This window comes from Streptomyces sp. NPDC048255 (assembly GCF_040652415.1).
Classification (GTDB): Bacteria; Actinomycetota; Actinomycetes; order Streptomycetales; family Streptomycetaceae; genus Streptomyces.
In genome coordinates this window covers 49163-64253 of record NZ_JBEZMA010000017.1, presented here as the reverse complement: position 1 = coordinate 64253, position 15091 = coordinate 49163, and the positions used below count along the sequence as shown (strand labels likewise).

Genomic DNA, 15091 nt, shown 5'->3' with positions numbered 1-15091 from the left:
GGCTGCGCGGGGCCGCACCGGAACGCGGTCGGGGTGTGGCCGGCAGGCCGGGGAAATATGATGAACGGGGTTCTTGAGCCAGGGCCTGGAAGCTGACGTACGTCGAAGCATCTCGGAGCGGTCCATGACCCCCCATCGGTCCACGCGGTCGGCGAGCGCCGACGACCTGCTGGCCCGGCTCGGGCGGCTCACGGCGCAGGCCAAGGAAGGCGCGGAGCTCCACCAGGCCCGGGTGGAGCTCGCCGAAGCCCTCCAGCGGGAGATCCTCCCGGCCGCCCTGCCCGCCGTAGCGGGGCTGCGCACGGCCGCCCGGTACGCGCCCGCCCGGCACGGGCTGAGCGTGGGCGGCGACTGGTACGACGGCTTCCGGCTGCCCGGGGGCGCCCTGGGCTTCTCCATCGGCGACGTGGAGGGCCACGACGTCGAGGCGGCCGCCTTCATGGGGCAGGTCCGGATCGCCGTACGGGCGGTTGCCGCGCACGCCGCCGACCCCGGGGAAGTCCTGAGCCGTGCCAACGACCTGCTGCTCTCCGTGGACTGCGACCTCTTCGCGACCTGCACCTTCGTCCGCTTCGACCCCGTCACCTGGGAGGTCCAGAGCGCCCGCGCGGGCCACGTGCCCGCCGTCTGGGCCACGCTCGACGGCCGGTACGGCGTCGTGGAGGACGAGGGCGGTCTGCCGCTGGGCATGCTGCCCGGCGGGCGCTACCCCGTGACCCGGCGCGGGCTGGACGAGGCCGGCTCCTTCGTCCTGCTCACCGACGGCGTCGTCGAAGGCCCGTCCTTCCCCATCGAGGCCGGGCTCGAACGGGTGGTCGAGGTGGTCCGGGCGGGGGCGGGGGCGGACCCCGGCGAGCTGGCCGCCGAGGTGATGAAGGTCGCCGACTCCACCGGCCACGCGGACGACGCCGCGGTACTCGTCCTGAGCCATGACGCGGCCTCGGCCCGGACCGGCCGACGCACCGGATGACGGGACCAGGTGACCGGACGGGGCCACAGGGCGGACGCCGCCCGCCGGTAGCGCGTGTCACGCGCGGCCGACGGGCACCGACTCCTGTCTGATGAAGTGATGCGCACCGAGGGCTTCCGACGTCTGTGCCTGGCTGTGCTCCGGATCCTCGCCGTGGCCGGCGCCTACTACCTGGGCGGCCGGATCGGCCTGCTCCAGCAGGTGGTGATCGAGGGGGCGGTCGTCACCCCGCTGTGGCCGCCCACGGGCATCGCCCTCGCCTGCCTGCTCCGGCTGGGACTGGGCGTGTGGCCGGGGATCGCGCTGGGCACCTACCTCGTGATCCAGACGATCGGCCCCTTCGAAGCCGTCGGCGTGGGGATCCTCGCGGGCAACACCCTCGCCCCCGTCTGCGCCTGCCTGCTGCTGCGCCTCGTGGGCTTCCGGATCGGGCTGGACCGGCTCAGGGACGGCCTGGCCCTGATCTTCCTGGGCGGCCTGGCGCCGATGCTGATCAGCGCCACGGTCGGAGCCGGGCTGCTGCGGTCCACCGGCAGCATCCCGGCGAGCGGATTCTGGACCACGTGGTGGACCTGGTGGGCGGGCGACGCCATGGGCGTGCTCGTGGTCACGCCGCTGCTCCTGGTCCTCAGCCGGGCCCGCATGCCCCGGGACACCTACCGGTGGGCCGAGGCATGCGCCCTGGCGGTGTCGGCCGTGGCCGTCACCCTCCTGGCGACCAGGAGCGAGCTCGCGCTGCTCTTCCTCGTCTTCCCGGTCCTCATCTGGGCCGCCCTGCGCTTCCAGCTGGCGGGGAGCGCACCGTGCATGCTGCTGGTGTCCGTACTGGCGAACGCGGCGGCGATCGACCTCATCGGTCCCTTCTCGCGCCACACCCTGACCGAGAGCATGGTCAACCTCCAGGCGCTCAACGGCAGTGCGGCCCTGACCTCCCTGCTGCTGTCGGCGCTCGTCACGGAGCACATCAACATCCGGATGCGGATCGAACAGGCATGCCAGGACCTGGCGGAGGTGGTGGACCAGCTCACGTCCGCCCGGGCGACGCCCCGCTGGCCGCCGCCCGAGCTTCCCCCGCGCACCGGCGACGCCGACGACCGCTGACCAACTCCCGGCGTCACCACCGCCACTGTCGCCCCGTCACCCCCCGCCGCGCATCCGGTCGGGGGGTCTTTCGTATACGAGCGTTCGCGGACGCACACGAGAAGTGCCGTAGTTGTGCAGAAGATTCGGAGAGTGTGTCCGTTCCGAGGAGCCGACGGGGAGGTCCCCTTAAGAAACCTTGTTGAATAACGCAGAGGGCCTGGGCGACCTTGAATCGCTCCCGTGAATCGGTCAGGGTTTCGAACCAACCCCCGGAGATCTTCCGGCTCCGCAGGGGTTCGCGCGACAGCGCGTCTTGACGCCCCACACGTCAACACGAGGAGCACCCTCTTCATGTCAACTCACAGGAACACCAGTACCCGGTCCCGGCGGATCCGCCTCCTGGCGGTCTTCACGGGGGCCGCGACCGCGGCCGGCGCCGGCATACTCTTAACTCCCTTCGCCGGTGCGACGACTCCGGCCGAGGGGACGGTGTACGGACTCGGCGCGCCCGGCGCGCTCAGCGGCAGCTACATCGTGATGCTCGACCGGGACGCGGACAAGCAGGCGCTCGCCAAGAAGTACGGCGGCGAACTGCGGCGCGAGTACACCTCCGCGGTCAACGGCTTCTCGGCGTCCGGGCTTTCGGAGGCCGCCGCCAAGCGGCTGGCCGCCGACCCGACCGTCGACAAGGTCGTCCAGAACAAGACGTTCTCCTTGAACACCACCCAGCCGAACCCCCCGTCCTGGGGTCTGGACCGCATCGACCAGACGGCGACGCCCGGGGACAAGAAGTACACGTACCCCGACGCGGGCGGCGAGGGCGTGACGGCCTACGTCATCGACACCGGCGTCCGGATCACCCACAAGGACTTCGGCGGACGGGCCGAGCACGGCTTCGACGCCGTGGACAACGACCAGAGCGCGGACGACGGGAACGGCCACGGCACGCACGTCGCGGGCACCGTCGCGGGCCAGGCCCACGGGGTGGCGAAGAAGGCGAAGATCGTCGCCGTCCGGGTGCTCGACGACAGCGGCTCCGGCACCACCGAGCAGGTCGTCGCGGGCATCGACTGGGTGACCAAGAACCACAACGGGCCCTCCGTGGCCAACATGAGCCTCGGCGGCGGTGCCGACGAGGCTCTCGACGAAGCGGTGCGCAGGGCCGTCGCCGGCGGTGTCACCTTCGCCGTCGCCGCGGGCAACGAGTCGAGCGACGCGGGTCAGGGCTCGCCCTCGCGGGTCCGGGAGGCCGTCACGGTGGCTTCCAGCACGGCGGACGACGCCCAGTCCTCCTTCTCCAACTTCGGCTCCGTCGTGGACCTCTACGCACCCGGCTCGGACATCACCTCGGCCTGGAACGACAGCGACACGGGTACGAAGACCATCTCCGGCACGTCCATGGCGACCCCGCACGTCGCCGGAGCGGCGGCGCTCTACCTGGCCGCCCACAAGGACGCCTCACCGGCGCAGGTCTCCGAGGCCCTGATCACCGGGGCCACCGCGGGCAAGATCACCAACCCCAGCGCGAGCACCCCCAACAAACTGCTGAAGGTGTCCGCCCAGTAGCAGTCCGCCCGAGGCCGTGTCGTGAAAGTCGCCTCTGGCCGGCGCCACTTCGACGACACTCCCGAACGGCAGGAGGCCGCCGCACCCCGTCACGGGTGCGGCGGCCTCCGGCCGTTCACGGAACCGGGCAGATCAGCGCAGCCACGGCTCCCACACCGCGCGGTTGCCCTCCACCCACTTCTTCGCCGCCTGCTCCGGCGACAGCTTCTCCTCGGCGATCATCAGGGAGACCTCGTTCTGCTCCTGCGTCGTCCAGCGGAACGCCTTCAGGAACGCGGCCGCCTTCCCGCCCGACTGCGCGAAGCGGGCGTTGAGGAACTTGCGCAGCGGCGTGTGCGGATAGGCGCAGGCGACCGCTTCCGGATCGGCGTCGCAGCCCGGTGTGTACGCGGGGAGCTCCACCTCCGTCATCGGGACCCGCTCGAACAGCCACTGCGGCTTGTACCAGTAGGTCAGGAAGGGCTTGCGCTCCTTCGCGAACTGCTTGATCTGGGTGATCTGCGCCGCCTCGGACCCGGCGAAGACGACCTCGAAGTCCAGGTCCAGGTTCTTCACCAGCGCCTTGTCGTTCGTGACGTAGGAAGGGGAGCCGTCCAGCAGTTGCCCCTTTCCGCGGCTCTCGGGCGTGCGCAGCTGGTCCGCGTACTTGTCGAGGTTCTTCCAGTCGGTGACGTCCGGATGCGCCTCGGCGAAGTACGTGGGGACGAACCACCCGATGTGGCCGGTCACCCCCAGCTCGCCGCCCGGCTCGATGGTCTTCTTGCCCTCGACGTACCGCTTCTCCTGCTCGGGGTGGCCCCAGTCCTCCAGGATCGCGTCGACGCGGCCCTGGCTGAGCGCGTCCCACGCGGGGACCTCGTCGACCTGGACGGTGTCCACGCGGTAGCCCAGCTCGTGCTCCAGCAGGTACGCGGCGACGGCCGTGTTCGACTGGGCGCCGACCCAGGACTGCACGGAGAGCGTGACGGTCCTGGCGTCCTCGGCGGCCGCGTACGGGGAGGACTGGCGGGTCATGTCGGCCGCGCCGCAGCCGGTGACCAGGGCGAGGCAGCCCACTGCGGCGGTCAGGGCGGTGCGGGTGCGGCGGCGCGGGGCGCGCCCCTGCTGTCGGTCCGGCATGTCAGGCCTCCTTCGCGGGCTGGGTGACACGGTCGAGCATCAGGCCCAGGCAGACGATCGCGGCGCCCGCCACCAGTCCGGTGGCCAGGTCGCCCTGGGCGAGACCGAGGACGACCTCGTAGCCCAGTGCTCCGCCGCCGACCAGACCGCCGATGATGACGACGGCGAGGACGAGGACCACCGCCTGGTTCACCGCCAGCAGCAACGCCGGCCGCGCCAGCGGGAGCTGCACCTGCCACAGCTGTTGCGAGCGGGTGGCCCCGAGCGAGCGCGCCGACTCCAGGGCGGCCGGGTTCACCTCGGCCAGCCCCTGGACGGTGATGCGTACGACGGCGGGCAGCGCGTACACGACGGCGGCCGCCGCGGCGGGCGCCCGCCCGACGCCGAACAGGGCGACCACCGGGATGAGGTAGACGAACTGCGGCATGGTCTGGCACACGTCGAGCACCGGACGCAGCAGCCGTTGCGCACGGGCGCTGCGCGCGGCGCCGACGGCGATCGCGAAGCCGAGCCCCAGGGTGACGGCGACGGCCGCGATCACCTGCGAGAGGGTGTCGAGCGAGGGCTCCCACACCCCGAGGACGCCGATGGCGGCCATGGCGAGGACGGCGGTCAGCGCGGAGCGCCAGGTGCCGGCGAGCAGGCCGAGCGCGGCGACCAGCAGCAGCACCAGCCACCACGGCATGGCCTGGAGCCCGCTGCGCAGCGGATCGAGGACCCAGCCGGTGAAGCCGGCCGCCCACTGCGCGGTGCCTCCGACCACGGGCACGCCGGAGTAGAGGTGGTCGGTCATCCAGGCGACCACGCGGTTGACCGGTTCCGCGATCGGCACGGTCCAGGACGCCGGCCACAGGGAGGTGCCCAGCATGCGGCCCGCGACCGCGACGGCCACCGCCGCGAGGACCGTGAGCAGGCGCCCGTACCATCCCGCGAACACCCGCCGCAGAAGGTGCTGTTCATCGGGATCGACCCGGTCGGTGCCCAGGCGGCGGCCGGCCGCGTCGGCGGTGCGGTCCAGCACCACGGCGAGCAGCACGATGGGGATCCCGGCGGCCAGCGCGGCCCCCACGTCGACCGAGGCGAGGGCCTGGTAGACCCGGTCGCCGAGGCCGCCCGCGCCGATCACGGAGGCGATCACGGCCATCGACAGCGCCGTCATCACGGCCTGGTTGACGCCCAGCATGAGCTTCGGCAGGGCCAGCGGGAGCCGCGCGGTCAGCAGCCGCTGCCGCCCGGTCGCGCCGAGCGAGGCCGAGGCCTCCAGCACACCGGCGTCTGCCCCGCGCAGCCCGAGCGCGGTGAGCCGGGCCATCGGCGGGGCGGCGTACACCACAGTGGCGAGCACGGCGGCGGGCACACCGATGCCGAAGACCAGCACCATCGGCAGCAGGTACGCGAAAGCCGGCAGCACCTGCATGGTGTCCAGGACCGGGCGCAGCGCGCGTCCGGTCCGCGGGGAGAGCCCGGCGGCCAGCCCGAGCAGGGCGCCGACCACCACGGCGGCGGCGACGGCCACGGTCATCAGCGCGAGGGTCTGCATCGTCGGCACCCACATGCCGAGCAGCCCGCAGGCGGCGAACGCGGCGACGCAGGTCACGGCGAGCCGGACGCCCGCGAGGCGCCAGGCGACGAGCCCGGCCAGCGCGGTGACGCCGGTCCAGCCCGCGGCGAGCAGGACCACGTACACGGCGCGGACCGACACCACCACGGTGTTGCTGACATGGCCGAAGAAGTAGAGGAAGAGCGGGTGGCCGTCCCGGTTGTCGATGATCCAGTCACCGGCCCGGCCGAGCGGCCCGGACAGGTCGACGGCCAGCGCGGCCGGCCAGCTGCCCGCACCGGGCAAGGCGAGTGCGAGCGGTACGAGGACCAGCGCGGCCACCGCGAGGGGCAGCAGCACGCGCCCGGCGCGGTGCACGAGCAGGGCCCGCACCCGGCGGACCGGGGAAGCCGGCGCGGCGGTCCTGCGGCGCTCGCAGGCCCCGGGCCTGACGGCCGGGCGGGCGGGACGGCCCGGCTCGCCGGGTTCCCGCACGGATCTGGTGGTCGTGGTCATCCGCGCCACCGCCCCGGGCCGGGTCCGGGGACACGCGTACGGTCCCTCATGCGGCCACCTCCCCCGGCCGCCCGGCGGGCAGGCCGGCCACCACCGCGAGCAGCGCCGCGTCGTCGACCACGCCCAGGCACCGGCCGCCCTCGACGACCCGCGCCGGACAGCCGCCGCGGGCGACCGCCTCGATGGCCTGGGCGACGGTCGTGGCGGGGGAGAGTGCGGGGCCCTGGTCGGCCTCGCCGGGCGCCGCGGGACGCATCGCGCCGCGCACGGTGAGCACCTGCTCGCGCGGCACGTCGCGGACGAAGTCCCGTACGTAGTCGTCGGCGGGCGAGCCCACGATCTCCTCGGGGGTGCCGAGCTGGACGATCCGGCCGTCGCGCATCAGCGCGATCCGGTCGCCCAGACGGAGGGCCTCGGCCAGGTCGTGGGTGATGAAGACCATCGTGCGGCCCTCCTCGTGGTGGAGCCGGGCCACCTCCTCCTGCATCTCGCGGCGGATCAGCGGGTCGAGCGCGCTGAACGGCTCGTCGAACAGGAGCACTTCCGGGTCGGCGGCGAGCGCGCGGGCGAGCCCCACGCGCTGCTGCTGACCGCCGGAGAGCTGCCCGGGCCTGCGCTTCTCCAGTCCGTCGAGGCCGACCTTGGCCACCATCTCGGCGGCCTTGGCGCGCCGGTCGGCGCGGTTCACGCCCTGGATCTCCAGGCCGTAGGCGACGTTGTCGAGGACGGTGCGGTGCGGCAGCAGACCGAAGTGCTGGAAGACCATGGCGGCGCGGTGGCGGCGCAGCGCGCGCAGCCGGCCCGCGTCCATGGCGAGGACGTCCTCGCCGTCGATGGACAGGGAGCCGGCGGTGGGCTCGATCAGCCGGGTCAGGCAGCGCACCAGTGTGGACTTGCCGGAGCCGGACAGGCCCATGACCACGAAGACCTCGCCCTTGCGGACGTCGAAGGCGACGTCGCGGACAGCGGCGGTGCAGCCGGTCCGCTCGCGCAGTTCGGCGGCGGACAGCTCCGCGTGCGCGGAGCCCGGCACCTTCGCGGCCTCGCCCTCGGGGCCGAAGACCTTCCACAGGCCCCTCACCGAGAAGACGGGAGAGCCGTCGGCGGAGCGGGCAGCGCTCTCGCCGGTGTTCGTCCGCGGGGTGTTCACCGGGCCTCGCCGCCCAGCAGCTCGGCGGCTTTCTCGCCGACCATGAGTACTCCGATCATCGGGTTGACCGCGGGCATCGTGGGGAAGACGGAGGCATCGGCGATCCGGATGCCGTCGAGCCCGCGGATCTTCAGGTCCGGGCCCACCACGGCGGTCTCGTCGTCGGCGGCGCCCATCTTGCAGGTCCCGGCGGGGTGGTAGACGGTGTGGGCCACCGAGCGGGCGTACGCGCTCAGTTCCTCGTCGCCGGTGATCTCCGGGCCCGGGCAGACCTCGCGCCGCAGCCAGCCGGCCAGCGGCTCGGTCGCGGCGATCTCGCGCGCCAGCTTGATGCCGTCCACCAGCGTCCGGCCGTCGTAGTCCTCCTCGTCCGTGAAGTACCGGAAGTCGAGGGCCGGTTTGACCTCGGGGTCCGCGCTGGTGAGGTAGAGGCGGCCGCGGCTGCGCGGCTTGGGGATGTTGGGGGTCATCGAGACGCCGTGCGCGGGGCGTTCGTAGCCCAGCCGCTCCGGGTTGTCGGTGAAGGGGATCTGGTAGAAGTGGAACATCAGGTCCGGACCGGGGGAGTCGGGGTCGCGCCGGACGAACAGGCCCGCGTCGCTGTCCATCGCCGAGTTCTCGGGGATCGGCCCGTCCGTCTCCCAGACGATCACCGACTCCGGGTGGTCCAGCAGGTTCTCGCCGACCCCGGGCAGGTCGTGGACCGGGGGGATGCCGAGGGCCTCCAGGTCCGCGCGCGGGCCGATGCCGGAGTGCAGCAGCAGCCGCGGGGTGTCGACGGCGCCCGCGCACACCAGCACCTCGCGGCGGGCGGTGATCAGCGACCGGTTGCCGTCCTTGTCCCGCACGTTCACCCCGCGGGCCCGGGTGCCGTCCAGCTCCAGCCGGTACGCCCAGGTCTCCAGCAGCAGGTGCAGGTTGGGCCGCTCGTCCATGACCGGGTGGAGGTAGGCCACCGAGGCCGAGGAACGCTTGTTGGTCTCCGGGTGGTAGGCCAGGTCGAAGAACCCGACGCCCTCGTGGAACGGCTTCCGGTTGAAGCCCTCGACGCGGGGCACGCCCAGGGCGCCCTGCGCCGCCTCCACGAAGTCGGCGGCGATGGCGTTGCGGTCCGCCTCGCCGACCGGCACGACGTTGTTCAGCAGCCGGTCGAAGTACGGGTCCATGGCGGCCGCGTGCCACCCTTCGGCGCCCGCGTCCGACCACTCGTCCCAGTCGGAGGGCAGCGGCTTGAAGGCGATGAGGGTGTTGTGCGAGGAACAGCCGCCGAGGACGCGGGCCCGGCTGTGCCGGATGTGCGAGTTGCCGCGCGGCTGCTCGGTGGTGGGGTAGTCGTAGTCGAGCTCCCCGCCGAGCAGGCCCATCCAGCGGCGCAGGGTGAGCACGTCGGGACGGTCCACGTCACTCGGTCCGCCCTCGATGACGGCGACGGTGACGTCCGGGTCCTCGGTGAGGCGCGAGGCGATCACCGAGCCGGCCGTGCCGCCCCCGACGACGACGTAGTCGTACGCCTGCTCGTCCCCGTCCTCGCGTTCGTGCTCGTGGTGCTGCGTGGTGGTCGTGGTCATCTCTCGTGCCCTTTCAGCCCGCGAACCAGCGCACGGGGCGCGGAGCGAGGTTCTGGTAGACGTGCTTCGTCTCGCGGTATTCGGCGAGGCCGGCCGGGCCGAGCTCGCGCCCGATGCCGGACTTGCCGAAGCCGCCCCACTCGGCCTGCGGCAGGTAGGGGTGGAAGTCGTTGATCCAGACGGTGCCGTGGCGCAGCCGGCCGGCGACCCGGCGGGCGCGGCCCTGGTCCGCCGTCCACACGCCGCCGGCCAGCCCGTACTCGGTGTCGTTGGCCAGGGCGACGGCCTCGGCCTCGGTACGGAAGGTCTCCACGGTCAGGACCGGCCCGAAGACCTCCTCCCGTACGACCCGCATCCCTCGGTGGCAGCCGTCGAGGACGGTCGGTCGGTAGAAGTGCCCCGGCCCCTCCGGGCGCCGGCCCCCGGCGCGCAGTACGGCGCCCTCCTCGAGCGCGGAGGCGACGTACGCCTCGGTCCGCGCGAGCTGGGCGGCCGAGACCAGCGGCCCGCACTCCACGCCCGGGTCGGTGCCGCGGCCGAGGCGGATCCGGTCGGCGCGGCGGGCGAGTTCGGCGACGAACCGCTCGCTCAGCGACTCCTCGACGATCAGCCGCGAACCGGCCGAGCACACCTGGCCGCTGTGCAGGAAGGCCGCGTTGAGGGCCTGGTCGACGGCGGTGTCGAAACCCGCCTCGGTGGCGCAGGCGTCGGCGAAGACGACATTGGGGTTCTTCCCGCCGAGTTCCAGGGCCACCTTCTTGACCGTGTCGGCCGCCGCGCGCATGACCTTCGTACCGCTGGCGAGGCCGCCGGTGAAGGAGACCAGGTCGACGTCGGGGTGCTCGGCGAGGCGGGCGCCGACCGGGTCGCCGGGGCCGGTCACCAGATTGGCGACCCCGGCGGGCAGACCCGCCTCCACCAGCAGCCCGATCAGCGCCACCGTGGTCAGGGGGGTGATCTCGCTCGGCTTGATCACGAAGGTGTTGCCCGCCGCCAGAGCCGGGGCGATCTTCCAGCTGGCCTGGAGCAGCGGGAAGTTCCACGGCGTGATCAGGGCGCACACCCCGACCGGCTCGTGGACGACCACGCTGTGGATCTCGGGGGAACCGGCGTCCACGACGCGCCCGGCGCCCTCGTTGATCACGAGGTCGGCGAAGTAGCGGAAGGCGTCGCTGACGCAGTCCACGTCGATGCGGCCCTCTTCGAGCGCCTTGCCCGCGTCCCGGCTCTCCAGGAGCCCGATGCGCTCGCGGTCGCGCTGGAGCAGGTCGGCCGTACGGCGCAGCAGCGCGGCGCGCTCGGCGACCGGGGTGCCCGGCCACTGGCCGGCGTCGAAGGCGGCCCGCGCGGCGCCGACGGCCGCGTCGGTGTCCGCCGCGCCGCCCTCGGCGACCACGGCGAACGGCTCGGCGTCCGCGGGGTCCAGGACATCCCTGACCGCCCCCGAGACGGCCGCCCGCCAGGTTCCGGCGATGTGAATGGTCTTCTCTTCCGACACGACGCGCTGTACCTCCGGTTCCCGCACCGCGGTGGTCCCGCGGTGGTCTCGCAAGAACCGCGCGTGCCCCGTGCCCCGGGAGTCATGTCCCATCCGTCACTCGAAGTGACAGGAGTCACGTCGGCGGCGCTGTTTCGGAGGCTGTTTCGGAGGCACCCGCTGGGACCCGTAGGCTCGTGTTCCTTCGTGCCGTACGCCCCGGGGGGAAGCCGCCATGCCGCAGACCGGTCCGCAGTCCGTCGACCGCGCGCTGGCGATCCTCGACGCCGTGGCCGACACGGCGGGTCCGGTCAGCGCCAAGGCGCTGGCGCGGCAGGCGGGCTGCTCGCTGTCCACCGCGTACCACCTGCTGGCCCCGCTCACGGAGCGCGGCTACCTCCTGCGCACGGCGCGCGGCTACGTGCCGGGACCGCGCATCCCCGGGCTGCACCGGGACTACCTGCGCCATCTGGAGCCCGCCGGGCGGATGACCGACCTGCTGGCCCGGCTGCGCCGGGCCACCGGCGCCGAGGCGTACTACACGGCCTACCGGGGCGGCCTCATCACCGTCGTCGACACCACCGCCCCGGTCACGGACACCGCCAACCCCTTCGGGCCGGGGCGCGAGACCCGGGCGCACGCCACCGCGCACGGCAAGGCGCTGCTCGCGGAGCTGCCCCGGCCGCTCCGGCGGCGCTACCTCGCCGAGCACGGGATGGCCCGCCTGACCGGTTCGACCATCGTCAGCGCCGACGCCCTGGAGGCGGAGCTGGCCCGGGTGCGCGGGCAGGGCTACGCGGTCTCGCTGGGGGAGGCCGATCCCGCGTACACCTGCGTGGCGGTCGCCCTGCCGAGGCCGCGGGCGGGCGAGGACGACGCCGTGCACGCCCTGTCGGTGTCGCTGCCCACCGAGGAGTTCCGGCGGCGCCCGGCCGAGATCCGTACCGCGCTCGCGCGGGCGGCGGCGTCGCGTCCCTGACGGGGATTTCCGGCCCTGCCGGAATCCGGACGGATCCGGGGTGCGGCTCCCCGGCTCCGCCTGCCAGGCTGAAACCATGATTTTCATAGCCGTCAGGTTCGACGTCCGTCCGGAGCACAGCGACAACTGGCTCGCGCTCGTCGACGACTTCACCCGGGCCACCCGCAACGAGCCGGGGAACCTCTTCTACGACTGGTCGCGCAGCGTCGACGACCCGAACAAGTACACCCTCCTGGAAGCCTTCGCCGACGCCGAGGCGGGCGCCGCGCACGTCGCGTCCGCGCACTTCAAGGCCGGGATGGAGACGCTGGCCGGAGCCATCGCCACGACCCCGGAGATCATCCACGTCGAGGTGCCCGGCCAGGGCTGGAGCGCCATGGCCGAGCTGTCCCCGCGCCCCTGAAGGTCCCTGGGTCGTGTCGTCGAAGTGCCGTCTGGCTGGTGGGGTCCGGCACGCACGCTCGCCGCGTTGTCGTCGGTCGCCGATGCTCCGCATCGACTCCCTCCTCCGCCTTGCGATCGCACGCACCGGACCCCACCAGCACCGCCCTGCGGGCGGCCGACGCCACTTTGACGACACTCCCTAGCCCGGAAGGCCGAGCAGGCGGGCCGCCGTCTCGCGCATCTCGACCTTGCGGATCTTCCCGGTGACGGTCATGGGGAACTCCTCCACGACGTGGACGTAGCGCGGGATCTTGAAGTGGGCCAGCCGTCCGTCGCAGTACGCGCGGACGGCACCCGCCGTGAGCGGCTCCGCGCCCTCGCGCATCCGGACCCACGCCATCAGCTCCTCCCCGTACTTCGGGTCGGGAACACCGATGACCTGCACGTCCAGGACGTCGGGGTGGGTGTGGAGGAACTCCTCGATCTCGCGCGGATAGAGGTTCTCCCCGCCGCGGATCACCATGTCCTTGATGCGGCCCGTGATGCTCAGGTAGCCCTCTTCGTCCATGACCGCGAGGTCGCCGGTGTGCATCCAGCGCGCCGCGTCCACCGCCTCGGCGGTCCGCTCCGGTTCGGCCCAGTAGCCGAGCATGACCGAGTAGCCGCGGGTGCACAGTTCGCCCGGCTCCCCCCGGGGAACGGTCCGTCCGGTGTGCGGGTCCACCACCTTGACCTCCAGGTGCGGCCCGACGCGGCCCACGGTCGACACCCGGCGCTCGACGGAGTCGTCCGCGCGGGTCTGCGTCGACACCGGCGAGGTCTCCGTCATCCCGTAGCAGATGGACACCTCGGCCATCCCCATGCGGTCGATGACCTCCTTCATCACCTCGACGGGACAGGGCGAGCCCGCCATGATGCCCGTCCGCAGGCTGGACAGGTCGTACGCGGCGAAGCCGGGCTCGGCCAGCTCCGCGATGAACATGGTGGGCACCCCGTAGAGCGAGGTGCAGGACTCCGCCTCGACGGCGGCCAGGGTGGCCGCCGGGTCGAAGGACGGCGCGGGGATCACCATGGCCGCGCCGTGGCTGGTGCAGGCGAGATTTCCCATCACCATGCCGAAGCAGTGGTAGAAGGGCACCGGGATGCAGACCCGGTCGTGCTCCGTGTAGTGGCACAACTCGCCCACGAAATATCCGTTGTTGAGGATGTTGTGGTGGGAGAGGGTGGCGCCCTTGGGGAAGCCGGTGGTCCCCGAGGTGTACTGGATGTTGATGGGGTCGTCGGGACTCAGCGCGGCCTGCGCCCGTACGAGGTCGGCCGGGTCACCGCGCCGGCCCCGCTCCAGCAGGGAGGCCCAGAGGGGGCCTTCCAGCAGCGCCACGAACTCCAGCTCCGGGCAGCGCGGCCGCACCTCCTCGATCATCGCCGCGTAGTCGGAGCTCTTGAAGCGCGCCGCCGCGACCAGCAGCCGGATCCCGGACTGCTGGAGCACGTACGCGAGTTCGTGCGAACGGTATGCGGGGTTGACGGTGACGAGGACCGCCCCGATCTTGGCGGTGGCGTACTGCACGAGGGTCCACTCGGCGCGGTTGGGAGCCCAGATGCCGACGCGGTCCCCCTTGGCGATGCCGAGGTCCAGCAGCCCGAGCGCGAGGGCGTCCACGTCGGCGGCCAGCTCCGCGTACGTCCACCGGCGTCCGGTGGCGCGGTCGATCAGGGCGTCGCGGCGGGGGAACCTGCGGACCGTGCGGTCCAGGTTCTCTCCGATCGTGTCGCCCAGCAGCGGCACCTCACACACCCCGGACGCATAACTCGACGCGGCAGACACACGTGACTCCTGGACTCGATGACGGGACCCGTGACGGGACTCCGTGACAGGGCGCGGGGCCGGGCCCCGCGGGCCGGCGGCTCCCCGTGACCGCCGCCGTCCGTACCCAGGGCTACCCCGCGAGGTGCCCGCCAACCGGGGCCTGCGCCGCGGCCGCTCAGCGGACGGCGACCACGACGTGGCTGTGCCCGAACTGCCAGACGGTCCCGGCGTGCCGGAACCCGGCCTCGCGCAGGAGGGCGAGATGGCCCGACAGGGTCAGGTCGTTCCCCTCGCACTCGGGATGCCGGTGCGGTTCGCAGCGCGCGAGGCGGGGCGCCAGCTCCGGGTCCGCGGCCGCCTCTGCCCACCACGACTCCCAGTCCTCGGCACTGTCCAGGTGGCGTTGCGAGCGGCGGAGCCCGATGTGCTGGGCGAGCCGGGAGACCGCCGTCGCGTCCGGGCTGATGTGGTCGCCGTTGACGAGGACGCCGCCGGGGCGCAGCCGCGCCGCCAGCTCCCGGTAGACCCGGCGCAGGGTGCGTTCGCCCAGGTAGTGCAGGGCCGTCGCCGACACGGCCGCGTCCACCGGACGGTCCAGGGCGAGCGCCTCCAGCCAGCCGGGCCCGCCGATCACGGCTTCCACGTAGCGCAGGGCCGGCCCGTAGTAGGAGCTGCCCAGTTCCAGCAGGAGGGGATCGGCGTCGACGGCCAGCACCTCGGCCGCCGGGAGCCGGGCGGCCAGCCGGGAGGCCAGCGCCCCCGGGCCGCTGCCCAGGTCGAGCACCAGCGGCGCGGGCTGCCCGAGCGTCACGTGCTCGACGACATCGGCCATGACCGTGAACCTCTCCTCCCGGTCCACCGCGTACCGCTGCTGCTGGCTCTCCCAGCGCTCCACCCACCGCGCCGCCGTCGCCGTACTCACGCCCATA

12 protein-coding genes are annotated in these 15091 nt (G+C 73.0%); 5 read left to right on the top strand and 7 right to left on the bottom strand.

Features of this window, described 5'->3' with window-relative positions:
* Window positions 1–124 precede the first annotated feature (124 nt).
* The 3 genes from AB0D94_RS16405 (at window position 125) to AB0D94_RS16395 (ending at window position 3619) form a co-directional block, all read left to right on the top strand.
* Window positions 125–970, top strand: a complete 846-nt coding sequence (locus AB0D94_RS16405; RefSeq protein ID WP_362051759.1) for a PP2C family protein-serine/threonine phosphatase — start codon at window positions 125–127, stop codon at window positions 968–970.
* 99 nt (window positions 971–1069) lie between these two features.
* A complete protein-coding gene (locus tag AB0D94_RS16400; protein ID WP_362051757.1) occupies window positions 1070–2071 on the top strand; it encodes an MASE1 domain-containing protein in 1002 nt (333 codons plus the stop codon).
* A gap of 333 nt (window positions 2072–2404) precedes the next feature.
* Window positions 2405–3619, top strand: coding sequence for a S8 family serine peptidase (locus AB0D94_RS16395; RefSeq protein WP_362051755.1), 1215 nt, complete (start codon window positions 2405–2407; stop codon window positions 3617–3619).
* Window positions 3620–3751: 132 nt separating this feature from the next.
* Here AB0D94_RS16395 and AB0D94_RS16390 read toward each other — a convergent pair whose 3' ends face one another.
* From AB0D94_RS16390 to AB0D94_RS16370, 5 genes are read right to left on the bottom strand one after another with little or no spacing between them, the layout of a single operon-like run.
* Complete coding sequence (locus tag AB0D94_RS16390; protein WP_362051753.1) at window positions 3752–4738, bottom strand: ABC transporter substrate-binding protein; 987 nt, start codon at window positions 4736–4738, stop codon at window positions 3752–3754.
* A 1-nt stretch (window position 4739) separates the two neighbouring features.
* Window positions 4740–6794 (bottom strand): ABC transporter permease subunit, encoded by a 2055-nt coding sequence (locus AB0D94_RS16385; protein WP_362051751.1) that lies wholly within the window; start codon window positions 6792–6794, stop codon window positions 4740–4742.
* 46 nt (window positions 6795–6840) lie between these two features.
* Entirely contained in the window at window positions 6841–7944 is a 1104-nt protein-coding gene (locus AB0D94_RS16380) for a glycine betaine/L-proline ABC transporter ATP-binding protein (RefSeq protein ID WP_362051749.1), read from the bottom strand.
* The gene (locus AB0D94_RS16375; RefSeq protein WP_362051747.1) at window positions 7941–9512 is read right to left on the bottom strand and encodes a GMC oxidoreductase; all 1572 of its coding nucleotides are present in this window, start codon (window positions 9510–9512) and stop codon (window positions 7941–7943) included. Before AB0D94_RS16375 ends, AB0D94_RS16380 begins: the two co-directional genes overlap by 4 nt.
* Window positions 9513–9525: 13 nt before the next feature.
* A complete protein-coding gene (locus tag AB0D94_RS16370) occupies window positions 9526–11010 on the bottom strand; it encodes an aldehyde dehydrogenase family protein (RefSeq protein WP_362051746.1) in 1485 nt (494 codons plus the stop codon).
* A 214-nt stretch (window positions 11011–11224) separates the two neighbouring features.
* Between AB0D94_RS16370 and AB0D94_RS16365 the strand changes: the two genes are divergently transcribed.
* Both AB0D94_RS16365 and AB0D94_RS16360 read left to right on the top strand, forming a co-directional pair.
* A complete protein-coding gene (locus AB0D94_RS16365) occupies window positions 11225–11968 on the top strand; it encodes an IclR family transcriptional regulator C-terminal domain-containing protein (protein WP_362051745.1) in 744 nt (247 codons plus the stop codon).
* A gap of 76 nt (window positions 11969–12044) precedes the next feature.
* The gene (locus AB0D94_RS16360; RefSeq protein WP_362051743.1) at window positions 12045–12371 is read left to right on the top strand and encodes a putative quinol monooxygenase; all 327 of its coding nucleotides are present in this window, start codon (window positions 12045–12047) and stop codon (window positions 12369–12371) included.
* A 180-nt stretch (window positions 12372–12551) separates the two neighbouring features.
* Here AB0D94_RS16360 and AB0D94_RS16355 read toward each other — a convergent pair whose 3' ends face one another.
* A complete protein-coding gene (locus AB0D94_RS16355; RefSeq protein WP_362051741.1) occupies window positions 12552–14180 on the bottom strand; it encodes an AMP-binding protein in 1629 nt (542 codons plus the stop codon).
* Window positions 14181–14337: 157 nt separating this feature from the next.
* Window positions 14338–15090 carry a class I SAM-dependent methyltransferase gene (locus AB0D94_RS16350; protein WP_362051739.1) on the bottom strand — a complete coding sequence of 251 codons (753 nt, stop codon included), beginning with the start codon at window positions 15088–15090 and terminating at the stop codon, window positions 14338–14340.
* Between the last annotated feature and the right edge of the window lies 1 nt (window position 15091).